The organism is Streptomyces sp. NPDC002306, assembly GCF_053593435.1.
In genome coordinates, this window is sequence record NZ_JBSFCK010000006.1 from 178,159 (window position 1) to 198,993 (window position 20,835).

The 20,835-nt window shown below is 73.6% G+C and carries 18 protein-coding genes; 9 read left to right on the top strand and 9 right to left on the bottom strand.

Annotation, left to right across the window (positions count from 1 at the left end; genetic code table 11):
* Nucleotides 1-46 precede the first annotated feature (46 nt).
* The 4 genes from ACWCQK_RS14735 to ACWCQK_RS14750 all read right to left on the bottom strand — a co-directional run bounded on the left by ACWCQK_RS14735 (nucleotide 47) and on the right by ACWCQK_RS14750 (nucleotide 4,970).
* Nucleotides 47-2,284: a tetratricopeptide repeat protein gene (locus tag ACWCQK_RS14735; RefSeq protein ID WP_451155492.1), complete on the bottom strand. Its 2,238-nt coding sequence runs from the start codon at nucleotides 2,282-2,284 to the stop codon at nucleotides 47-49.
* A 56-nt stretch (nucleotides 2,285-2,340) separates the two neighbouring features.
* Nucleotides 2,341-3,198, bottom strand: a complete 858-nt coding sequence (locus tag ACWCQK_RS14740; protein WP_451155493.1) for an oxygenase MpaB family protein — start codon at nucleotides 3,196-3,198, stop codon at nucleotides 2,341-2,343.
* Between the two features lie 9 nt (nucleotides 3,199-3,207).
* Nucleotides 3,208-4,386, bottom strand: coding sequence for an acyl-CoA dehydrogenase family protein (locus tag ACWCQK_RS14745; protein WP_451155494.1), 1,179 nt, complete (start codon nucleotides 4,384-4,386; stop codon nucleotides 3,208-3,210).
* A gap of 206 nt (nucleotides 4,387-4,592) precedes the next feature.
* Nucleotides 4,593-4,970, bottom strand: coding sequence for a ferredoxin (locus ACWCQK_RS14750; RefSeq protein ID WP_451155495.1), 378 nt, complete (start codon nucleotides 4,968-4,970; stop codon nucleotides 4,593-4,595).
* A gap of 99 nt (nucleotides 4,971-5,069) precedes the next feature.
* Between ACWCQK_RS14750 and ACWCQK_RS14755 the strand changes: the two genes are divergently transcribed.
* The 3 genes from ACWCQK_RS14755 (at nucleotide 5,070) to ACWCQK_RS14765 (ending at nucleotide 9,506) form a co-directional block, all read left to right on the top strand.
* Nucleotides 5,070-5,438, top strand: coding sequence for a DUF6479 family protein (locus ACWCQK_RS14755; RefSeq protein WP_451155496.1), 369 nt, complete (start codon nucleotides 5,070-5,072; stop codon nucleotides 5,436-5,438).
* Between the two features lie 1,186 nt (nucleotides 5,439-6,624).
* A complete protein-coding gene (gene ppk2, locus ACWCQK_RS14760) occupies nucleotides 6,625-7,428 on the top strand; it encodes a polyphosphate kinase 2 (protein ID WP_451155497.1) in 804 nt (267 codons plus the stop codon).
* A 116-nt stretch (nucleotides 7,429-7,544) separates the two neighbouring features.
* Nucleotides 7,545-9,506 (top strand): PAS domain S-box protein, encoded by a 1,962-nt coding sequence (locus ACWCQK_RS14765; RefSeq protein ID WP_451155498.1) that lies wholly within the window; start codon nucleotides 7,545-7,547, stop codon nucleotides 9,504-9,506.
* Between the two features lie 18 nt (nucleotides 9,507-9,524).
* Here the strand turns inward: ACWCQK_RS14765 and ACWCQK_RS14770 are convergent, their stop codons facing one another.
* Together ACWCQK_RS14770 and ACWCQK_RS14775 are read right to left on the bottom strand one after the other, a co-directional pair.
* Nucleotides 9,525-10,529, bottom strand: a complete 1,005-nt coding sequence (locus tag ACWCQK_RS14770) for an ATP-grasp domain-containing protein (RefSeq protein ID WP_451155499.1) — start codon at nucleotides 10,527-10,529, stop codon at nucleotides 9,525-9,527.
* Between the two features lie 392 nt (nucleotides 10,530-10,921).
* Nucleotides 10,922-13,306 (bottom strand): phosphoketolase family protein, encoded by a 2,385-nt coding sequence (locus ACWCQK_RS14775; RefSeq protein ID WP_451155500.1) that lies wholly within the window; start codon nucleotides 13,304-13,306, stop codon nucleotides 10,922-10,924.
* A gap of 569 nt (nucleotides 13,307-13,875) precedes the next feature.
* On the opposite strand from ACWCQK_RS14775, the gene ACWCQK_RS14780 reads away from it, so the two are divergent.
* Nucleotides 13,876-14,460 (top strand): Rv1733c family protein, encoded by a 585-nt coding sequence (locus tag ACWCQK_RS14780; RefSeq protein ID WP_451155501.1) that lies wholly within the window; start codon nucleotides 13,876-13,878, stop codon nucleotides 14,458-14,460.
* A gap of 27 nt (nucleotides 14,461-14,487) precedes the next feature.
* Here the strand turns inward: ACWCQK_RS14780 and ACWCQK_RS14785 are convergent, their stop codons facing one another.
* The gene (locus ACWCQK_RS14785; protein ID WP_451155502.1) at nucleotides 14,488-14,937 is read right to left on the bottom strand and encodes an RpiB/LacA/LacB family sugar-phosphate isomerase; all 450 of its coding nucleotides are present in this window, start codon (nucleotides 14,935-14,937) and stop codon (nucleotides 14,488-14,490) included.
* Nucleotides 14,938-15,160: 223 nt separating this feature from the next.
* On the opposite strand from ACWCQK_RS14785, the gene dhaK reads away from it, so the two are divergent.
* Genes dhaK through ACWCQK_RS14800 form a run of 3 tightly spaced genes read left to right on the top strand, consistent with a single transcriptional unit; the run spans nucleotide 15,161 to nucleotide 17,202 of the window.
* Nucleotides 15,161-16,153, top strand: coding sequence for a dihydroxyacetone kinase subunit DhaK (dhaK, locus tag ACWCQK_RS14790; RefSeq protein WP_451155503.1), 993 nt, complete (start codon nucleotides 15,161-15,163; stop codon nucleotides 16,151-16,153).
* A 46-nt stretch (nucleotides 16,154-16,199) separates the two neighbouring features.
* Nucleotides 16,200-16,799: a dihydroxyacetone kinase subunit DhaL gene (dhaL, locus tag ACWCQK_RS14795; protein WP_451155504.1), complete on the top strand. Its 600-nt coding sequence runs from the start codon at nucleotides 16,200-16,202 to the stop codon at nucleotides 16,797-16,799.
* Complete coding sequence (locus ACWCQK_RS14800; RefSeq protein WP_451155505.1) at nucleotides 16,792-17,202, top strand: PTS-dependent dihydroxyacetone kinase phosphotransferase subunit DhaM; 411 nt, start codon at nucleotides 16,792-16,794, stop codon at nucleotides 17,200-17,202. The genes dhaL and ACWCQK_RS14800 overlap by 8 nt, the downstream gene beginning before the upstream one ends.
* 150 nt (nucleotides 17,203-17,352) lie before the next feature.
* Here ACWCQK_RS14800 and ACWCQK_RS14805 read toward each other — a convergent pair whose 3' ends face one another.
* Nucleotides 17,353-18,057 (bottom strand): glycoside hydrolase family 75 protein, encoded by a 705-nt coding sequence (locus ACWCQK_RS14805; RefSeq protein WP_451155702.1) that lies wholly within the window; start codon nucleotides 18,055-18,057, stop codon nucleotides 17,353-17,355.
* Between the two features lie 466 nt (nucleotides 18,058-18,523).
* Here ACWCQK_RS14805 and ACWCQK_RS14810 point away from each other — a divergent pair, with 466 nt between their 5' ends.
* Entirely contained in the window at nucleotides 18,524-19,504 is a 981-nt protein-coding gene (locus tag ACWCQK_RS14810) for a fibronectin type III domain-containing protein (protein WP_451155506.1), read from the top strand.
* Between the two features lie 164 nt (nucleotides 19,505-19,668).
* Nucleotides 19,669-20,238, top strand: coding sequence for a hypothetical protein (locus ACWCQK_RS14815; protein ID WP_451155507.1), 570 nt, complete (start codon nucleotides 19,669-19,671; stop codon nucleotides 20,236-20,238).
* 43 nt (nucleotides 20,239-20,281) lie between these two features.
* Here ACWCQK_RS14815 and ACWCQK_RS14820 read toward each other — a convergent pair whose 3' ends face one another.
* Nucleotides 20,282-20,833, bottom strand: a complete 552-nt coding sequence (locus ACWCQK_RS14820) for a PadR family transcriptional regulator (protein WP_451155508.1) — start codon at nucleotides 20,831-20,833, stop codon at nucleotides 20,282-20,284.
* Nucleotides 20,834-20,835: the final 2 nt, after the last annotated feature.

The following is a 20,835-nucleotide window of genomic DNA, read 5'->3' on the forward strand; positions in this document are numbered from 1 at the left end:
TGGTAACACGAAGTGATCTAGGTCGGCCAGAGGGCGGACGCCGGGGTCAGCGGCCGCCCGACGTCCGCTGCTGCCGCAGCACCGCCACCCTGCGGTACAGCTCGACCGCCTCCGCGCCGCGGCCGAGTTGTTCCAGGCAGTGGGCCTCGTCGTTGCGGCTGGCCAGGGTGTCGGGGTGGTCGGCGCCCAGCACCCGCTCACGGGCCGACGCCACCCTCCGGTACTCGGCCAGCGCGTCCGGCCAGCGGCCGAGCCAGCCCAGACCGACGGCGACCTCACGCCGGCTGACCAGGGTGTCCGGATGGTCCGCGCCCAGCACCCGCTCGCGGATCGCGCACACGTCACGGGACTCGGCGAGGGCCTCCTCCCAGCGGCCGAGGCGGCCGAGGTTGACGCCGAGTCCGTGCCGGGCGCGCAGCGCCTCGGGGTGGCTCGGGCCGTGGACGCGGGTGCGGTCGTCGACGAGGTCGCGGTAGAGGGTGAGCGCCTCCGCGCTGCGGCCCAGGCGGCCGAGGCTGATGCCGGTCTCATGGCGGGCGGCGAGGGTGTCGGGGTGGTCCGGGCCGAGGGCCCGGGCGCGGGCCTCGGCGACCTCGCGGTACGTCTGGAGCGCCTCCGGCCAGCGGCCCAGCTGACCGAGCGCGTAGGCGACCTCGTAACGGGTCACCAGGGTGTCCGGGTGCTCGGCGCCGAGCACCCGGCCGCGGGCGACGGCCACCTCGCAGGCCATGCGGTACGAGTCCTCCAGGCGCCCGAGCCTGCTGAGGTTGAAGGCGAGGTTGTGGCGGCAGCGCAGGGTGTCGGGGTGGTCGGGGCCCATGGTGTGCTCCCGGGCGGCGAGCACCGCGCTGTAGACCTGGTGCGCGTCGAAGTGGCGGCCCAGCTGTCCCAGCACGTAGGCCATCTCCTGGCGGACGGCGAGCGAGTCGGGGTGGTCGGCGCCGAGCGCCTGGGTACGGGCCGCGGCGACCTGCTTGTACGCGCGCAGCGCGTCGGCGGCGCGCCCGGTGCGGCTGAGGGTGAAGGCGACCTCGTAGCGGCTGGCGAGCGTGTCGGGGTGGTCGGGGCCGAGGAGGTGTTCGCGTTCGGCGGCGACCGCGCGGTGCACCTCGCCGGCCTCGCTCCAGCGGCCGAGGCGGCCCAGGCTGAGCCCGGCGTTGTGCCGTCCGGCGAGCGCGGTGAGTGTTCCCGGGCCGGGGGCGGGCGGCGCGTCCGGCCGGGGCCGCGCGGGCCCGCCGGTGGCCGGGCGCGCGATCCACTCGCCGGTGAGCGCGGCTCCGGCGTCCGGGGGCGTGGCGCGCGGCCCGGCGTCGGCCGCCTTGTGACCGGTGGTCATGCCCCGGGTCCAGGACGGCAGGCGTGGCTCGCGGGCGGCCGGCTCGGACGGCCGCGGTGCGGGCCGGGAGGTCACCACGGTCGGCACGTACGTCGGTGTGGTGCGGCCCGCGCTGATCCGGCGGCCCAGCTCGCGGGCGTCGTACGGTCGTTGCTCGGGCTGCTTGGCGAGCAGGTCCAGGATGATCCGCTCGAAGTACTCGGGCAGTTCGGCGCGGTGGCTGCGCGGCGGCCGGGGCGGGGTGTCCCGGTGGCCGATCAGGACCGCCCAGGCGTCGTCGAGGTCGAACGGCGGAGCCCCGGTGGCGATCTCGTACAGCACGCAGCCGAGCGAGTACAGGTCGCTGCGCTGGTCGACCTCGGTACCGCCGATCTGCTCCGGCGACATGTAGTGCGGGGTGCCCATCGCGATGCCGGTGCCGGTCAGCCGGGAGGTGAAGCCGATGTCGTGGCCCAGACGCGCTATGCCGAAGTCGCAGATCTTCGCCGTCCCGTCGGTGAGCCGGACGATGTTGGCGGGCTTCAGGTCGCGGTGCACGATGCCCTGCCGGTGCGTGTAGGCGAGCGCGGCGGCGACCTGGTCGGCGATCTCGACCACGTCCGCGACGGGCAGCGGGTGATTCTTGTTGTCCTCCAGCAGCTGACAGAGGTTGCGGCCCTCCAGCAGCTCCATGACCAGGAACAGGACACCGTCGAACTCGCCGAAGTCGTGGACCACGGTCACCCCGCGGTGCTGGAGGCCCGCGGCCACCCGGGCCTCGCGCCGGAACCGCTCCCGCAGCACCCGGGTGAAGGACTGGTCGTGCGACGGCCCGATCGGCTTGAGGCACTTCACGGCGACCTGCCTGCCCAGGGACTCGTCGCGCGCCCGCCACACCTCGCCCATGCCACCGCGCCCGATCAGGTCGAGCAGCCGGTACCGGCCCTGGATCAGCCTGCTCTCCGCCATGTCGTACGGTCGCCCCCGTTCGCCCCGCCCTCCCCTGGCTCGTCCAGTATGGCGACCTATCGCCCGGCTTTGTACGGTGCGGGGCGAGCGTCGGGGCCGAGCCGTGCCATCGCGCGCAGGATGTGTTTGGGCGGGAGTTGCCAGCGCAGACGTGCGGGAACGCAGCGCAACAGGGTGCCGGTGGCACGCAGCCGGCGGGTGACCGTGTCGGCCGCCGGGGCCGGTCTGCCGTACAACGTGTGGGCGTACGGCGGCAGAGCGGCGTACGCCAGCTGCGCCACGCGCCGCCACAGCACCTCGCGCGCCGGGACGAGGAGAGGGTGCGTCGGCGGGCGGAGCAGGAAGTCGTCCACCGCGTGCGCCTCGGGCCCGGCGGCGAGTCGGGGGCGCGTCTTCTCGAAGTAGGCCGCCATCTCGGCCCGATTCGCGGGGACGGCGTCCGGGTCGAGGCCCACCAGGCGCGCGCCGACGCGGTGTTCGGCCAGATAGCGGTCGGCCTGGGCGTCGGTGAGCGGGTAGCCGGAGCGCCGCAGGACGTGCAGATAGGAGTCGACCTCGGCGCAGTGCACCCACAGCAGCAGCTCGGGTTCGTCGACTCCGTAGCGCTCCCCGGTCTCCGGGTCGGTCGCCGACAGCATGGTGTGGATCTTCCGGACCCGGGCGCCCGCCCGCTCGGCGGCCTCGGTGGTGCCGTACGTCGTCGTGCCGACGAAGTTCGCGGTGCGCATCAGCCGGCCCCATGCGTCCCGGTAAAAGTCGGAGTTCTGCATGACCCCGCGCACCGCGCGCGGATGCAGCGCCTGGAGGTACAGGGCGCGGATCCCGGCGACCCACATCATGGGGTCGCCGTGCAGCTGCCAGGTCACGGATCCCGGGCCGAACAGCCCGGGGTCGGGTGTGGATCGGGACTCCATGCCCGCAGGCTAACGCCGTACCCGGGGCATACCCAGCCCTATCCACGAGATGATCTCCCGCTGGATCTCGTTGTTGCCGCCGCCGAAGGTGAAGATCACCGCCGAGCGGTAGCCGCGTTCCAGTTCGCCGTGCAGGACCGCGCCCGCCGAGCCGTCCTGGAGCGCGCCCGGGGCCGCCACGATCTCCAGGAGCCAGGCGTAGGCGTCCCGGCGGGCCTCGGAACCGTAGACCTTGACGGCGGAGGCGTCCTGCGGGGTGAGGGTGCCGTTCTGGACGGCGGTCACCATCTGCCAGTTCAGGAGCTTGAGGGCGTCCAGCCGGACGTGGGTCCGTGCGAGCAGACGGCGCACCCACGGCAGGTCGACGACCCGGCGGCCGTCGGCGAGCTTGGTCTCCGTGGCCCAGCGCTGGACGTCGTGCAGGGCGCGGACGGCCATGGTGCCGTGCGCGGCGAGGGTCACGCGCTCGTGGTTGAGCTGGTTGGTGATCAGCCGCCAGCCCTGGTTCTCGGCGCCGACGCGGCGGGAGACGGGGACGCGGACGTTCTCGTAGTAGCTCGCCGTCGTGTCGTGTCCGGCGAGGGTGTTGATGAGGGTGCAGGAGTAGCCGGGGTCGGTGGTCGGCACCAGCAGCATCGTGATGCCCTTGTGGGGCGGGGCGCCGGGGTCGGTGCGCACGGCGAGCCAGACCCAGTCGGCGGTGTCGCCGTTGGTGGTCCAGATCTTCTGGCCGTCGACGACGTACTCCTCGCCGTCGCGCACCGCGCGCGTGCGCAGGGCGGCCAGGTCCGTGCCCGCGTCGGGCTCGCTGTAGCCGATGGCGAAGTCGATCTCGCCGGACAGGACGCGCGGCAGGAAGTAGGACTTCTGCTCCTCGGTGCCGAACTGCATGATCGTCGGGCCGACGGTGTTGAGGGCCATCAGCGGCAGCGGCACGCCGGCCTGGGCCGCCTCGTCGAAGAAGATGAACTGCTCCATCGCCGTCAGGCCGCGCCCGCCGTACTCCTTCGGCCAGCCCACTCCGAGCCAGCCGTCCGCGCCGAGCCGCCGGACGGTCTCGCGGTAGAACCGCTTCTGGGCGGCCGGGTCGGTGTGCCGGGTGGAGGCGTCGTCCGGCACCAGTCCGGCGAAGTAGGCACGCAGTTCGGTACGCAGCCGCTGCTGCTCGGGCGTGTGATCGAGGTGCACGGCGCCTCCAGGGTCCCTGTGACCGGTCCTGACGGCGCACACCGTAGAACGTGTTGCAGAAATTGGGAACCGTGCTCACGGCACGCGTGGCCGCGCGCGGGACGCGGGACAGGGGCTCAGGCCGGCGCGGCCCTCGAGCTCACGTCGGCACCCTCGGGCTCAACGTCGGCGGGGCCACGGAACTCACGTCGACACGGCCACGAAGCTCACGTCAGCGTGGCCATGAAATCCGTGCAGGCCCGGGCGCACGCGCGGCAGGCCGCCGCGGCTCCCTCCGCTCCCGGCTGCTCGTCGAACAGATGCGCGCACTCCAGGCACACGGTCCGGCACCACTCCAGCTGGATCCGGATGCCGGGCTCGTCCACGTCGCCGTTCTGCTCGGCCAGCAGGCGGCAGGTGGCGTCACACACTTCCGCGCACATGATCCCCTTACGTCGTACGAGTTCCCGCTCCACGCTTCCGCCCGGATCGACCAGACTCGCGCTCAGGGCACAGGCCCGGGCGCACTCCGCGCACGCCTGCGCACACGCGAACCGGTCCTCCAGGAAGCGGAACAGCTCCTGCTGGGATGTCGTCGAGGTCACCCCCTGCGGGTAGCCGCCGCGGTCGCCGTCAAACACGGCACCCCGGAGGCTGTTCCGAAATGCGTGATTCGCCCCGTCTTCATGGGGTATTCGGACTACATGATGGATACCGCAACCATGCAGATAGCGGAACAAAGCGGGTGGCTCACCCTCGGACCGTTCCTGGCGGGTGTGGTGGTCGTGGCCATGCTGCTGGGCGGGTTCTGGATGGGCTACATCGTGCGACGGCGCGAGTCGCCTCCGCCGCGCCCCGAGGAACAGCCGCACCTGCCGCCGGGCGGCGCGGTGCGCGAGGTCCAGGAGAACCGAGAACCCGACGAGATGCCCCAGGGCACAGGCCGGGTACTGCCGCACGATCTGCACGGCTTCGGCAACCTCGGCACCCGTCCCAGCGCGTCCACGACACGCCCCCGCTGGAGCAGGGGCACCAGCGGGTCCTTCGGCGGCGGCGGACTGGGCGGGCACTGACCTCCGACATCTGCGCCGGGCAGGCCGGGAAACCCTCTCCGGGGTCTCCCGGCCTGCTGGGCACGCAGGGCAGACGCGGTCTCCTGGGCAGCACCCAGCACCGCCTCCGGGTGCGGGCAATCCGAACAGGTCCAGCGGCGCCAGACCGGTCCCCCGGTGGTCGCCGTGCGGCGCCCCCCCAGCACGTCGCCGTTCCACAGGTCGCCGTGCGGACTGGTGGGCTGCTCGGCGGGCTCCGCGAGGTCGGGCAGCCAGGCGCAGACCCGCTCGATCGCGCCCGCGTCGGCCCGGTCCGGGGTCCCGTCGTCGACCGCCGCCCGCAGACAGGGCAGCACCCGGTGCCCGGCGTACCACCGCGGCCGGTCGGCGCCGGTGACGTCGCGCGTCGGGGCGAGCCCGATGTACGTGTCTTCGGGGCCCCCGGGCGGCGCGGCACCGAAAAGAGCGGGCGCTCCGGCCGCGTGCAGCACGGCCGGGCCTCGGCCGAACCGGGCCGCCGCCGCGCGCGCTCGGCCGTCCGGCCAAGACCGGGTCTGTAACCAGCCACTGGCCGGCATGGCCGTGCACGGCCGTGACGCGGACCACTCCCGCGTCCGCCGGACGGCGCAGTCCGGCCGCCTCGGCCCGTACCGCGCCGGGGTCGTCGCCACGTGCCCGTCGTCGAGGACGACCTCGGTCAGCGTTCCGCCGCGGCCGCCCGCCGCCCAGTGATCCGGTCCGCCACGGTGCCAGGACCGTCGCCGGGACCGGCCCTGATGCGCCGGTGCGGGAGGCGCGCGGGGCGGGGATACGTACGGGAGCAGCTACGACCGGTCCGGCGCCGGGCCGGACCGGATCCTCCGGGCTTCGGCACCGTGCTGAGAGGCACAAGGCACGAGCCGCAGGGCGCCGCGCCGCCGTCCGTGGGCGCGGCAGCCAGGCCTGCGCACCGCGATCCGACCGCGCTGGTCACGTCGGCCCCCGCGGGGCACGGGCGTCCGCTCGGGTCACGACCGTCACGCGGGTCGCGACCGTCCGTGTGCGCCGCGCCGTGCGTGTCGTCCGGCGGCGCGGATCTTCTACGGGTGTTCCCTAGACTTCGAGCGTCCGGCGCACCGGGGCGGGACGCCCCGGGGCCGTCCGGCGGTGAGGCGTCAGGGTGCCGGTCGGCCGAATGGCGCGCAGCTCGTCGAGGGGAAGTCGCGGTATGGCCGACAACGAAGCGGCGAAGCTGCCGCGCAAGACGTACGAGCGGGAACTGCTGCGGCTCCAGACGGAGTTGGTGAGACTCCAGGAGTGGGTGCGGGCGGAGGGCGCCCGGCTGGTCGTCGTCTTCGAGGGGCGGGACGCGGCAGGCAAGGGCGGCACCATCAAGCGGATCTCGGAGCACCTCAACCCCCGCGGCGCCCGGATCGCCGCGCTGCCGAAGCCGACCGAGCGCGAGCGCACCCAGTGGTACTTCCAGCGGTACGTGGAGCACCTGCCGGCCGCCGGCGAGATCGTGCTGTTCGACCGGTCCTGGTACAACCGAGCCGGTGTCGAGCAGGTGATGGGGTTCTGCACCAAGGAGGAGCACCAGCTCTTCCTGCGCCAGTGCCCGATCTTCGAGCGGATGCTCGTCGAGGACGGGATCCTGCTGCGCAAGTACTGGTTCTCGGTGAGCGACACCGAACAGCAGGAGCGTTTCCGGCGCCGGCTGGAGGACCCGCTGCGGCGCTGGAAGCTCTCCCCGATGGACCTGGAGTCGATCAGCCGCTGGGAGGCGTACTCCCGGGCCAAGGACGAGATGCTGGTGCACACCGACGTCCGGGAGGCGCCCTGGTACGTCGTCGAGAGCGACGACAAGCGCCGGGCCCGCCTGAACACCATCGCCCATCTGCTGAGCACCCTGCCGTACCGCGACGTTCCGCCGCCGGTCCTGGAGCTCCCGCCGCGGCCGCCGTCGACCGGTTACACGCGGCCGCCGCGCGATCTGCAGACCTACGTCCCGGACCACACGGCGAGCCTGTGACCCCGGCCCACCCGGTCGTCGACTACGGACAGGTTCGGGCAGCGGACGGACAGTAAGCGACAACCCGGCACGAGGGCGGCCGGAAAGCGCTGGGATGTCCTGAACCGTTGCGCAGGATGGGGTGGTGGGACGTGGCCGACCTGGTGGAGGCTGAACCGGCACGGACGGCGGGCGCGGCACGGCAGAAACGGTGCCGCTGCGACACCCCGGCAGGTGAGGACGGGGCCGAGGAGCGGTTCCGGGGACTGCTGGAGGCCGCGCCCGACGCCATGGTGATCGTCGACGACAGCGGGGCCATCAAGCTCGTCAACGCCCAGACCGAGGCCCTGTTCGGCTACCACCGCAAGGAACTGCTCGACCACCCCGTCGAGTTGCTGATCCCGCAGCGCTTCCGGGCCCAGCACACACAGCACCGCGGGGGCTACACGGCCAACCGGCAGGTGCGTCCGATGGGGGCCGGGCTCGAACTGCACGGGGTGCGCAAGGACGGCACCGAGTTCCCCGTCGAGATCAGTCTGAGCCCACTGGAGACCGAGGAGGGACTGCTGGTCTCCGCCGCGGTGCGCGACGTCAGCGACCGCAAGGCCGCGGAGGCGCGCATCAACGAACTCGCCGCGCTCGTCGAGTCGTCCCAGGACGCGATCCTCGCCAAGACCCTCGACGGGTACATCACCTACTGGAACGCGGCCGCCCAACGGCTGTACGGGTACACCGCGGAGGAGGCGATCGGCCGGCACGTGTCGCTGCTGGCCCCGTCCGAGCGGGAGGACGAGATCAGCGCGCTGCTGGAGCGGCTGCGCCACGGTGAGAAGGTCGAGCACTTCGAGACGCTGCGGGTGACCAGGACTGGCGGACTGCTGGACGTCGACGTCACCCTCTGGCCCACCCGGGACACCCACGGCACGGTGGTCGGCGCCTGCGCCATCGTGCGGGACATCAGCGACCGCAAGCGCGCCGAGGCCGAGCTGACCGCCCTGTACGAGCAGCAGCGGCACATCGCGCTCACCTTGCAGCGCAGCCTCATGGGCACCCCGCCCGCCCTCCCCGGGCTGGCCACGGCGAGCCGCTACCGGCCGGCCACCCAGGGCGCCGGCGTCGGCGGCGACTGGTTCGACCTCATCCCGCTGGGCGCCGACCGGGTCGGCGTGCTGATCGGCGACGTGATGGGTCGCGGTCTGGAAGCGGCCGCGGTCATGGGCCAGTTGCGCTCGGCGGCCCACGCGCTGGCCAAGACCGGTATGCAGCCCCGTCAGCTCATGCAGGCCCTGGACACCTGTGTGGCCGACCTGGACGTGCCCGACCAACTGGTCACCTGCTGCTACCTCGTCATCGCCCCCGACGCGGGCACCGTCACCGTCTGCTCGGCCGGCCATCTGCCGGTCCTCGTCGCCGGGACGGGGGACGGGATCCGCGAACTCCCCTCGCCGGTCAACGCGCCGCTCGGGGTGGGCGGCATCCTCTACGAACAGTCCAGCAGCGAGATACCGCCCGGGGCCACCCTGGTGCTCTACACGGACGGCCTGATCGAGACGCCCGGCAGCGACATCGAGGTCCGGGTGGGCGAACTGACCGTCGTACTGGACCGGTTCTTCGACGGGACGCCGTGTCTGGAGGCCGCGGCGGACCATGTGCTCGCGAGTCTGCTGCCGGACGCCGAGAGCCACAACGACGACGTCACGCTGCTGCTGGCGCAGTTGCCGGCCGCGCCGCTCGCGGCCCTCGCCACCGATCTGCCGGCCGAGGCGGCTTCGGTGCCCGAGGGCCGTGCGTTCCTGCACAAGGCGCTGACCTCGTGGAACTGTACGGCGAACGCCGACGACGCCCTGCTGCTGCTGTCGGAGACCCTCACCAACGCCGTCCAGCACGCGGAGGGCCCCCTCGGGGTGCATCTGCACCGCACCGTCACCGACCTCACCGTCGAGGTCAGCGACCGCAGCCCGCAACTCCCCCAGCCCCGGCTGGCGGCCGAGGACGAGGAGTCCGGCCGGGGCCTGATCCTCGTCCGCACCCTCGCAAACGACTGGGGCGTCCGGCCGACCGACCAGGGCAAGACGACCTGGTTCTCGCTGAAGCTGTGAGGCGGGGGCCCGGCGCGGTCAGGCGGAGAGCTGGCTCCCCCGGTCCAGGACCCCTCGCGCCGGGTGCGGCAGGATGCGGCGCTCCCCGCGGGCCACGGCCAGGGCGTCCAGATGGGCCTGGATGTACGGCACGGCCACGGTCTCCAGCTCGCCTTCCACGAAGGCGGGCTGGACGTTCACCTCGAAGACGACCCCGCCGTTCTCCACCGCCAGGTCGACGCCCGCGAAGGGCAGCCCGACCGACTCGGTGGCGGCGACGGCCAGTTCCGCGAGGCGCGGCGGAAGCTCCCGTGGAGTCAGATGGACGGGGGTGGCGCCCCGGCAGGTGTTGCAGGGCGTGTCGGGTTCGGGCTGGAGGTGCTCGCGGGCGTGCACGATCCGGCCGTCGAGGACGAACACCCGGAACTGGTGCCGCATGCCGTCGGCGGTGATGTTCCCCGCGTCACGCGACAGCAGCCAGTCGGAGTCGCGCCGGACGTAGAAGTCGGCGGCGCTCTCCAACTGGGCCTCGGTGGTGATGTGGAAGGTGTCGTTGCCGCCGGTACCGACGACGGGCCGGGCCCAGACATCGCCACCGAGCCGGTCGAACACGGCCGCCGCCTCGGACCTGCCCGGCCGGGACAGGACGACGGTCTCCATCTGGGCGACGCCGTCACGGGCGAAGCGTTCCACGGTGAGGTTCTTCTCGGTGGCCGTCCGCCAGGCGGCCGGCCCGGTGCCGAGGGTCACCACCTCGTGCTCCTCCAGCAGGTCCTGGAACGCGGCGAGTTCGTGGCGGCGGTGGGGCTGGATCTCGTAGAGCACGACCACGTCGGGAAGGACGTCCGTCGCCTCCTCGGGGACCCGCAGCCGTAAGCGGCCTCCGTCGAGGCTGCCGCGGCCCGTTCCGCCGGTCCCGAAGTGCCGGGCGTCGATCCGGACCGGCGGGGCGCCGGTGAGCAGTTCCACGGCCTGTGCCAGGTACTCCCGGCAGCCTTCGGTGGACGTGGGGTCGGCGATCAGGGCGATGCACGGTCGGGACACAGCGGCCTCCAGGGACTCTCGACGCGCGCTCGTACCGCGGGACACCCGGCTGCGCGGCACGAGCGGATTCACGGGGGTGGTGCCTGTCGCGCGGGTGGTCGTGGGCACCCTCCGCTCCGAAGGGCCGCCGCGTGCCGGTGTGCGGGCCGCGGGCCCGCCCGGTCGGCGCCGCGCCGGGATGGCCGGTGACCACGTGGTGGGGCTGGGCTCTGCCGTATCCCCGTCACAGAGCCGTGGGGCGACACTGTAGGCGCCCGGCGAGAGGCCGTACCAGGGCGCACGGGATTACCGCCCCCTGCTCCCGCCTCTGCGCCGTCCGCACCCACCCGTGCGCCCTGTCGTACCGCGATGACGGGGCCGGGAGCGGCGGCGCCGCTCCCGGCCCGGTCGACTCAGCCGTCCCACGTCCAGTCGGCGACCTCCGGAAGGTCGGTGCCGTGTTCACGGATCCAGTCGTGGTGGCGCTGGCGCACGTCCACCATCCGCTGGCGTACGGCCGCCGCCCGCACCGCGAGCCCCGGGACGCGGTCGATGACGTCCATGACCAGGCGGTAGCGGTCGAGGTCGTTGCGGACGACCATGTCGAACGGTGTGGTCGTGGTGCCGATCTCCTTGTATCCCCGTACGTGCAGATGCCGGTGGCCGGTACGGCGGTAGGCGAGCCGGTGGATCAGCCACGGGTAGCCGTGGTAGGCGAACACCACGGGCCGGTCGGCGGTGAACAGGCCGTCGTACTCGAAGTCGGCCATGCCGTGCGGGTGTTCCTCACTCGGCAGCAGCCGGGCGATGTCGACGACGTTCACCACGCGCACCGCCAGCTCCGGCAGGTGACGGCGCAGCAGCCAGGCCGCCGCCAGCACCTCCTGGGTGGGCACGTCCCCGGCGCAGGCGAGCACCACGTCGGGCTCGCGGGACCCGTCCTCGGTGCCGGCCCACTCCCAGATGCCGGCGCCGCGGGCGCAGTGGACGCGGGCCTGCTCCATCGACAGCCAGTCGAAGCAGGGCTGTTTGCCTGCCACGATCACGTTGACGTAGTCGCGGCTGCGCAGCGCGTGGTCCGCGACCGACAGCAGGGTGTTGGCGTCCGGCGGGAAGTAGACCCGTACCGCCTCCGGGCTCTTGTTGAGGATGTGGTCGACGAAACCGGGGTCCTGGTGGGAGAAGCCGTTGTGGTCCTGGCGCCACACGTGCGAGGTGAGCAGGTAGTTGAGGGAGGCGATCGGCGCGCGCCAGGGCAACCGGCGGGTGACACGCAGCCACTTGATGTGCTGGTTCACCATCGAGTCGACGATGTGCACGAACGCCTCGTAGCAGGAGAACAGACCGTGCCGGCCGGTCAGCAGGTAGCCCTCCAGCCAGCCCTGGCAGGTGTGTTCGGACAGGATCTCCATCACCCGGCCGTGCCGGTCGAGGTGTTCGTCGACCTGGAGGGTCTGCGCCTGCCAGGCCTTGCCGCTGGCCGCGTAGACCGCGTCGAGGCGGTTGGAGGCGGTCTCGTCGGGGCCGACCAGGCGGAAGTCGCGCCGCTCGGCGGTGGCCTCCATGACGTCCCGGAGCACCTCGCCCAGCACCCGGGTGGGTTCGTGCAGGGTGCGGCCGGGCTTGTCGACGGGGACGGCGTACGTCTCCAGGGCGGGCAGGGGCAGTTCGCGCAGCAGCAGTCCGCCGTTGGCGTGCGGGGTGGCGCCGAGCCTGCGGGTGCCCTCCGGGACGCAGGCCAGGACGTCCGGGCGGGGCCTGCCGTGCCCGTCGAACAGCTCCTCGGGGCGGTAGGAACGCAGCCACTCCTCCAACTGCCGCAGATGCTCCGGGTTGTCCCGGACGGCGGCGAGCGGGACCTGGTGGGCGCGCCAGGTGCCCTCCACCGGCACTCCGTCGACCTTCGCCGGTCCGGTCCAGCCCTTCGGGGTGCGCAGCACGATGACCGGCCAGCGGGGCCGCTCGGTGGCGTGGTCCTCGCGTGCGGCGCGCTGGATCGCGGCGATGCGGTCCAGGGCGCGGTCCATGGCCTCGGCCATCGCCCGGTGGACGCCGGCCGGGGTGTCGCCGGTGACGTGGACCGGGTCGTGGCCGTAGCCCCGCAGGAGTTCGTCGAGCTCGGACTCGGGGATACGGGCGAGCACCGTCGGGTTGGCGATCTTGTAGCCGTTGAGGTGGAGGATCGGCAGGACGGCGCCGTCGTCGCGGGGGTCCAGGAACTTGTTGGAGTGCCAGGAGGTCGCCAGCGGTCCGGTCTCCGCCTCGCCGTCGCCGATCACGCAGGTGACGAGCAGGTCGGGGTTGTCGAGTGCGGCTCCGTAGGCGTGCGACAGCGCGTAGCCGAGTTCGCCGCCCTCGTGGATGGAGCCGGGGGTCTCGGGCGCGACGTGGCTGGGTACGCCACCCGGGAACGAGAACTGTTTGAACAGACGCGCCATGCCGGCCGCGTCCCGTGTGATGTCCGGGTACGTCTCGGAGTACGAGCCCTCGAGCCAGGAGTTGGCGACCACCGCGGGCCCGCCGTGGCCGGGCCCCCACACGCACAGGGCGTGCAGGTCACGGGCCCGGATCACGCGGTTGAGGTGGGTGTACACGAGGTTCAGGCCGGGCGAGGTGCCCCAGTGGCCGAGCAGCCGCGGCTTGATGTGCTCGGGGCGCAGCGGTTCGGTCAGCAGGGGGTTGGCCATGAGGTAGATCTGGCCTACGGCCAGGTAGTTCGCGGCGCGCCAGTGGGCGTCCAGCGTCCTGACCTCGTCGTCGGAGAGCGGGACGGACGCCTGCTGCGTGTCGACGGACATCGCGGGTTCCCTTCCGGAAGGGTGTCCGGCCGGAGCTGCCGGTCCGCTACCCACCCTTCCTCGTCCGCCCCACCCCCGCCCGACCCGACCGCCCCATCCGGCCGAACCGCACGGGCCACACGGGGGCCGAATGAGCGAGCGGCACTACGCCCCTTCGAAGGGCCGCCCGATCCACGCAGCCCCTTCGGGCAGGCCGGGCGGAGCGCCGGACCCACCCGGTCGGCCTACGCCGCCGGACCACACCACACAGGGTCCGCACCGCGCAGACCAGGCCGTCCCCACCCCCGCCGGACCACACCGCACCGCCCAGGACCGGAACGCGTCGCCGCGACGTGGCTCGCGGCGGCCCGGCTGGGCCGCCGCGCCAGGGCCACGGCTCGCCCGCCTGCCGCAGGAGCCCCGGCCGACCCGAATCAGCCCCCCGCTCCTCGCGCGCGCATCGGTCAGGTGCTCCCCAGGCGCTCGGCGCGTCCCGGCCGCACGCTGGTCGCAGTCGTGCGGCCCGGGGCGCCCGACCGCCGCGCCGGTGTCCCCGTCGTGAGCGTACGGTGAAGAGGAGGTGCGAGCCCATGAGCGGTGAGAACGGCGTCAGGAGGCACCGCCTGTGGCGGTGGCGGAAGAGCCCGCTGCGTCGGCGTGAGGACATCGTCGAGGCGTGGGTCGTGCTGTTCGTCTGGGTCGCCGTCGTGGTGGGCGGGGTGCTCGCCGGGCTGGTGACGGCGTGGGCCGCCGACGACGCGTTCGCCCGTCAGCGCGCCGAACGGTACTCCGTCGAAGCCGTCCTCCTCACGGATGTCGCGCCACCCGTGGCCGGGGCGGAGGGCACCCATGAACGCGTCGCGACGAAGGTCCGCTTCACGGCGGCCGACGGCTCCGTCCGCACGGACCGGGCCCTGGTCGACCCGGGGCTGAAGGCCGGTACCACGGTCGAGGTCTGGCTGAACGCCCGGGACGAGCTCAGTGTCGAGCCGCCGAGCATGGCGGCGGCGTCGTTCGAGGCGGCCGTGATCGGCACGGGCGCGGGGCTGGCCCTGGCCTCGCTGGTCCTCGGCGCCGGGGCGGTCGCCAAGTGGCGGCTCGACCGGCGGCGCATCGACGAGTGGGGCCGGGAATGGGACCTCGTGGGGCCGCGGTGGGGTCACAAGACCGGCTGAGGTGCGCTTGGCCGCCGGGGACCGCCCTCACGCGCTCCGGCCGAGGTCGAGCCGTCCCACGTGGGCCACGTTGGCCCGGTCCTCCGCGTCACCGGCCTCGGCCGCGAACCACGCGTCGAGGATCTCCGTCAGCAACGGCCCGGACGTCAGCCGCAGGCTCAACGCCAGGACGTTGGCGTCGTTCCAGCGGCGCGCGCCGTCCGCCGTGTACGCGTCCACGCACAGGGCGGCCCGTACACCCGGCACCTTGTTCGCGGCGATCGACGCGCCCGTCCCGGTCCAGCAGCAGACCACGGCCTGGTCCGCCGTCCCGGCGGCCACCTCCCCGGCCGCCGCCGCCGAGCACACCGCCCACCGGGCGTCGTCGCCGGGACGCAGCGCGCCATGCGTCACCACGTCGTGGCCGCGCCGGCGCAACTCGGTGACGACGGAGCGGGCCACGGGTTCGTCCAGGTCCGAGGAGACAGAGATCCGCATGCCCGGAGGCTACCGCCGCGACGAGGGGGGACGCCGGTCGGTTCCGTCCGGCGGCGTCGGTACGGGTGACCGGCGCCGTCCCAAGGTCGATACTGCGAGGAAGGAGTTCCCGCGCGCCCGCCGACCGCACTGGACGACCTGACCTGACGACGCCTCGACGAAGTCTCTGACCAGCGCGAACACCGGTCAGAGGGCCAGCTGCCAGCCCTATCAGGAGGTACCCGTGAAGATGCTCATCAACGTTCCGGAGACGGTGGTCGCGGACGCGCTGCGGGGCATGGCGGCCGCCCATCCGGAGCTGACCGTCGACGTGGAGAACCGCGTGATCGTACGGCGGGACGCCCCCGTGGCCGGGCAGGTCGCCCTGGTCTCCGGCGGCGGGTCGGGGCACGAGCCGCTGCACGGCGGTTTCGTCGGTCCCGGAATGCTGTCCGCGGCCTGCCCGGGCGAGGTGTTCACCTCACCGGTGCCTGACCAGATGGTGCGGGCGGCGGCCGCCGTGGACAGCGGGGCCGGGGTGCTGTTCATCGTGAAGAACTACACCGGCGACGTCCTCAACTTCGACATGGCGGCCGAGCTCGCCGAGGACGAGGGCATACGGGTCGCGAGGGTCCTGGTCAACGACGATGTCGCGGTCACCGACAGCCTGTACACGGCCGGCCGGCGCGGCACCGGGGCCACCCTGTTCGTGGAGAAGATCGCCGGCGCGGCCGCCGCGGAGGGGCGGCCTCTGGAGGAGGTGGAGTCGCTCGCCCGGCAGGTCAACGAGAGGTCCCGCAGTTTCGGGGTGGCGCTCAGCTCGGTCACCACGCCCGCCAAGGGCAGCCCGACCTTCGACCTGCCGGCGGGCGAGCTGGAGCTGGGCATCGGCATCCACGGCGAGCCGGGCCGCGAGCGACGGGCGATGATGACGTCGGGCGAGATCGCCGACTTCGCCGTCCACGCCCTCCTGGAGGACATGCCCACCCGCGGTCCCGTCCTCGCGCTGGTCAACGGCATGGGTGCGACGCCGCTGCTGGAGCTGTACGGCTTCAACGCCGAGGTGCACCGGGTGCTGCGGGAACGCGGTGTGTCCGTCGCCCGCACGCTGGTCGGCAACTACGTGACCTCGCTCGACATGGCGGGCGCCTCGGTGACGCTGTGCCAGATCGACGAGGAACTGCTGCGACTGTGGGACGCACCGGTGAACACGCCGGGTCTGCGCTGGGGCGTCTGACCCGGTGGGAGCGACGGCCGACGTACCTACCACGCAAGGAGTTCCCGTGCTCGACGCCGACTTCTTCCGCCGCTGGATGACAGCGACCGCCGCCGCCGTCGACCGGGAGGCCGAGCGGCTCACCGCCCTCGACTCGCCCATCGGCGACGCCGACCACGGCAGCAATCTCCAGCGCGGGTTCACCGCGGTGACGGCCACGCTGGAGAAGGAGGCGCCACGGACTCCCGGCGCCGTCCTGACCCTCGCCGGCCGACAGCTCATCTCCACCGTCGGCGGTGCCTCCGGCCCGTTGTACGGGACGCTGCTGCGCCGCACCGGCAAGACGCTCGGCGACGCGGTCGAGGTGGACGAGGAACAGTTCGCGACGGCGCTGCGCACGGGCGTGGACGCCGTGATGGCGCTCGGCGGTGCCGCGCCGGGCGACAAGACCATGATCGACGCCCTGGTGCCGGCCGTCGACGCCCTCGGTGACGGTTTCGCCGCCGCGCGCGCCGCCGCCGAACAGGGCGCGGAGGCGACGGTCCCGCTCCAGGCCCGCAAGGGCCGGGCCAGTTATCTGGGCGAGCGCAGCATCGGGCACCAGGACCCGGGTGCCACCTCGTCGGCGCTGCTGATCGCCTCACTCGCGGAGGCGAACGGTGAGTGACGAGAAGCTGGTCGGGATCGTGCTGGTGTCGCACAGCGCGCAGGTGGCCGCGTCGGTGGCCGAGCTGGCGAAGGGACTGACGGGCGGCGGTGTCACGGTGCCCGTCGCCGCCGCGGGCGGCACCGAGGGTGGCGGGCTCGGCACGAGCGCCGAGCTGATCGCCGCCGCGGCGGCGTCCGTCGACCGGGGCGCCGGGGTCGCCGTGCTCACCGACCTCGGCAGTGCCGTGCTGACGGTGAAGGCGCTGCTCGCGGAGGGGGACGAGCTGCCCGACGACACCCGTCTGGTCGACGCCCCGTTCGTCGAGGGGGCGGTGGCCGCGGTCGTGACGGCGGCCACCGGTGCCGACCTCGGCGCGGTGGAGGCGGCCGCGGCGGAGGCGTACTCCTACCGGAAGGTGTGAGCGCGACCGCGGCGCGTACGGCGGCGGGGAGCGAGGCGCGGGCACCGCTGGGCCAAGCCCTCCGCCGGCACCGTGATCGGCGCGCGCGGGACGGCGTCGACGGCGTGGTCCCGCGCGTGGACGGCGGCTGTCAGGCGGTCTGACGGCCGCTCAGCCGCCCTGTACGAACAGTCGCGCCAGCCGCTCGCCCGTGGCCACCGCGGCCGCGTGGTCCTCGATCGGCTTCACCTGGGCGTCCTTGAAGACGATGTAGGTGACGCCGGAGGGCGTGCCGCCGGCGTGCGGGTCGGGCGAGATGCCGAGCGCCTGGGCGGTGGCGTAGGACGCCTCGCCGATGATGCCGGCCGGACCGGTGTCGCCGACCACCGCGTACTGGACCCGGTCGCCGTGGACGACGGCCGCGACCGAGCCGCCGTGCACGCCATGGGCGCGGTAGTCCCAGACGGGGCTCGCGGTGGGTACGACGATGTAGGGCAGTTCCTCGGCGCTCAGATAGCTCCCGTCGGACTGCGTGAACGCGGTACTGGCGGAGAACAGCCCGTCGGCGCTGTCGTTGCAGTGCGGCCCCGGCCGTCCGTCGCAGTCGATGTCCATGTCCGCCGTCCAGTGGACGGCGGTGTCGGTGCCGCAGACGGGCACGGTGGCGGGCGCGCCCTCGTCGGTGCGGTACAGGCCGTCGGAGACCTGGGCGCAGTCACGGACCCGGGCCAGCAGGTCGGCGGCGCTGACGGCGCCCTCGCCGAGCGACGCCACCCGCTGCCGCGCGGCGGCCTCCCCGGGGGCGTCGGCCGGGGGCAGCGTCGGGGCCAGCAGGGCGAGGCCGGCCGCAGCCAGCGTCAGCGACCGGGCACGCACGATGAAGGACCCTCTCGTGGGGGACGTGACGAACACCCGGCCTAATGTGAGGCCGGCCGGAGCGCTCGTCCACCCCGAATGGGCCGTACGGTCCAAGCCTTCTGACGGTGCGACAGGGGACCCGGGGCCGGAACCCTTTCAGGCTCCGGCCGCCCGGGCACCCGCGCCGGCGCGGGATCAGCGACGACAGCGGTCCGCGCCACAGGCGTGAACTCCCCGACTCACCGGACGAGTTCAGCCATGAGGAACTTCAGCATACGTAACTCTCCCGGCCCGTCACCCAGGACGGCACTCTTGACCGTCCTCCCGCCCGCCCGGCTCCCCCGCCGTCCCGTCCCCCCGTCCGCTCCGCCGGCCGACCGCCCGGCTGAGCGACCGTCCTCGTGACCGCCCTCTTGATGGAACGGCGACACCGGGGCCATATTGGTCCGGACCATTGCCGCCGTGCCAGGCCGGGAGGCGAGTCGTGCGACGCGTACTGCCGCTCTGCGGACTTCTGCTCGTCGCGTCCTGCGGCTGGGCGGGGGCCGACGACGGCGAGAGCGGCCGGCTGCCCGGCGCTCCGACCGGAGTCACCGCCGCCGCGGGCAGCGCGACCAGCGTGCACGTCATGTGGAACGCGGTCGCCGCGGCCGAGGGCGTCGGCGGGTACGAGGTGTACCGCGGCCCCACGAAGGTGACGGACGTTCCCGCCTCCTCGCACATGGTGGACGTCACCCGGCTGCGCCCGTCCACCACGTACGTCTTCACCGTGCGCGCCCGGGACTCCGCCGGGCGGCTCGGGCCGCGCAGCCGCGAGGTGCGCGCCACGACGCCGGCGGCCGTCGCCGCCGACCGCTCGGCCCCGACCCGTCCGGGCGGCCTCGCCGGACGCGCGGCGGGCAGCCGGGCGGTCCAACTGTCGTGGTCGGCGTCGACGGACGACCGCGACGTGGTCTCGTACGACGTCTACCAGGGCGGCGTGAAGATCCACAGCGTCGGCGGGGGCCAGACCGCGACGGTCGTCACGGGGCTGCGGCCGGGCACGCGTTACGCCTTCACCGTCCGGGCCCGGGACGCTGCCGACAACCTCTCGCCCGCCGGCGGGACCGTCCGCCTCACCACCGCGCCGGGCACCGACGACGGACGCGACACCGCGCCGTCCGACTTCCGCGCGACCACCCACGCGGCCGACGGAGCGTACTACCTCGACCTGTCCTGGGTGCCGCCGCGCACGGACGGCGTGGTCACGGAGTACCAGATCCAGCTCGACGGCCGGCCGGCCACCTCCCTGGTCTGGGGCGGGAACCCACCGCGCGGCCGGGCGGCCTACAGCTTCTACGTGGGACGGGAGGCGGGGGTCCGCCATCGGGTACGGCTGCGGGCCAGGCTGCCGGACGGGACCTGGGGCGGCCTCTCGGCCGAGGCGACGGCGACGACGGGGGCGGGCGGCACGGCCGCGCCGTGAGGCCGCCCGGGGTTGCGCCGTCCGAAGGACGCCGTCACCTGTATGGGGCGGCCGGAGTGCGGGCCGTGTCCAGGGCACGTTGGCTGCACTTCAGGGGGCACGGCCTTCCCGATCCTCGACGGCGCCAGGGATGTGCCGCCGACCGTGCCGCCGGAGGACAACCGATGCGCACTACCCACTTTCTCCTCCGCGCCGGCCTGACCGTCACCGCCGCCGCGACGCTGCCGCTCGCCCTGGCTCCCGCGCCGGCCCTGGCCCGGGGCCCGGGCATCTCTGTGAGCACGACGGGATCCACCGTCTCGGTGACCACCAGCGCGTGCGCGCAGCTCAACGGCAGTTGGGGCACCGCGTCGCTGCTCACCAGCAACCAGGGGGCCTTCTCCGAGGGCCGTCAGGTGGCGCTGTCCGGCACGAGCGTCGGCCAGTCCGCGGCCTGGTCGAACGTCACCCCGGGCACCTACACGGTGGCCGTCACCTGCTCGAACAGCTCCACGGCGGGCACCCAGACGGTGGTCGTGTCCGGGTCCACCGGTCCCTCCGCTCCGTCCGCCCCGGCGGCGCCGACCGGCGCGCCGCCGCCCCCCTCCCCGCCCGGTGGCGTCCTGGGCGGTCTCGGCGGTACCACCCGGGACTACGGCGACCTGACGATGGCGGCGGGCGGCGCCCTGGTGGGCGGCGGTGTCGTCGCCGTCGCCTGGATCCTGCGCCGGCGGTCGAAGCCGCACCGGTTCTAGCCGGCGGCCCCGCGCACGACCCCGCGCACCGGCGCGGCCGCGCTCATGTCCGCTCGTCGCGCTCCAGCTCCGCGAACTCCTCCAGCGCGTGGGTGAGCCAGTGGGTCCAGAAGGTCTCCAGATCGATGCCCGCCCGCAGCACGAGATGCCGCAGCCGGTCCTCCGCGCTGTCCCTGCCGGGCGGGAAGTCGCGCTCCTCGATCTCCTCGTACTCGGCCAACTGCCGCCGGTGCAGGTCGAGATGACGGCGCAGATCGGCCGCCAGGCCGGCGGTTCCCACCACGGCCGCGGCGCGCAGCCGCAGCAGCAGCGTGTCGCGGTGCGGTTTGGGGTCCTGCTCGGCGGCGGTCCAGCGGGCCAGTTCGGCGCGGCCCGCGGGCAGTACCTCGTAGGTCTTCTTCTGCCCGCGGGCCGGCTGCTCGGCGGGCAGCGCGCGGATGTACCCCTCGGTCTCCAGTCGGCCCAGCTCGCGGTAGATCTGCTGGTGCGTGGCCGACCAGAAGTAGCCGATCGACCTGTCGAACCGGCGGGTCAGATCCAGCCCGGCCGACGGCTTCTCGAGCAGGGCGGTGAGGATCGCGTGCGGGAGTGACATGG

Coding starts and splice junctions, on each gene's coding strand:
- ACWCQK_RS14735 (WP_451155492.1), bottom strand. CDS start 2,284: ATGGCGGAGAGCAGGCTGATCCAGGGCCGGTACCGGCTGCTCGACCTG.
- ACWCQK_RS14740 (WP_451155493.1), bottom strand. CDS start 3,198: ATGGAGTCCCGATCCACACCCGACCCCGGGCTGTTCGGCCCGGGATCC.
- ACWCQK_RS14755 (WP_451155496.1), top strand. CDS start 5,070: ATGATGGATACCGCAACCATGCAGATAGCGGAACAAAGCGGGTGGCTC.
- ppk2 (WP_451155497.1), top strand. CDS start 6,625: ATGGCCGACAACGAAGCGGCGAAGCTGCCGCGCAAGACGTACGAGCGG.
- ACWCQK_RS14765 (WP_451155498.1), top strand. CDS start 7,545: ATGGGGTGGTGGGACGTGGCCGACCTGGTGGAGGCTGAACCGGCACGG.
- ACWCQK_RS14775 (WP_451155500.1), bottom strand. CDS start 13,306: ATGTCCGTCGACACGCAGCAGGCGTCCGTCCCGCTCTCCGACGACGAG.
- ACWCQK_RS14780 (WP_451155501.1), top strand. CDS start 13,876: ATGAGCGGTGAGAACGGCGTCAGGAGGCACCGCCTGTGGCGGTGGCGG.
- ACWCQK_RS14785 (WP_451155502.1), bottom strand. CDS start 14,937: ATGCGGATCTCTGTCTCCTCGGACCTGGACGAACCCGTGGCCCGCTCC.
- ACWCQK_RS14815 (WP_451155507.1), top strand. CDS start 19,669: ATGCGCACTACCCACTTTCTCCTCCGCGCCGGCCTGACCGTCACCGCC.
- ACWCQK_RS14820 (WP_451155508.1), bottom strand. CDS start 20,833: ATGTCACTCCCGCACGCGATCCTCACCGCCCTGCTCGAGAAGCCGTCG.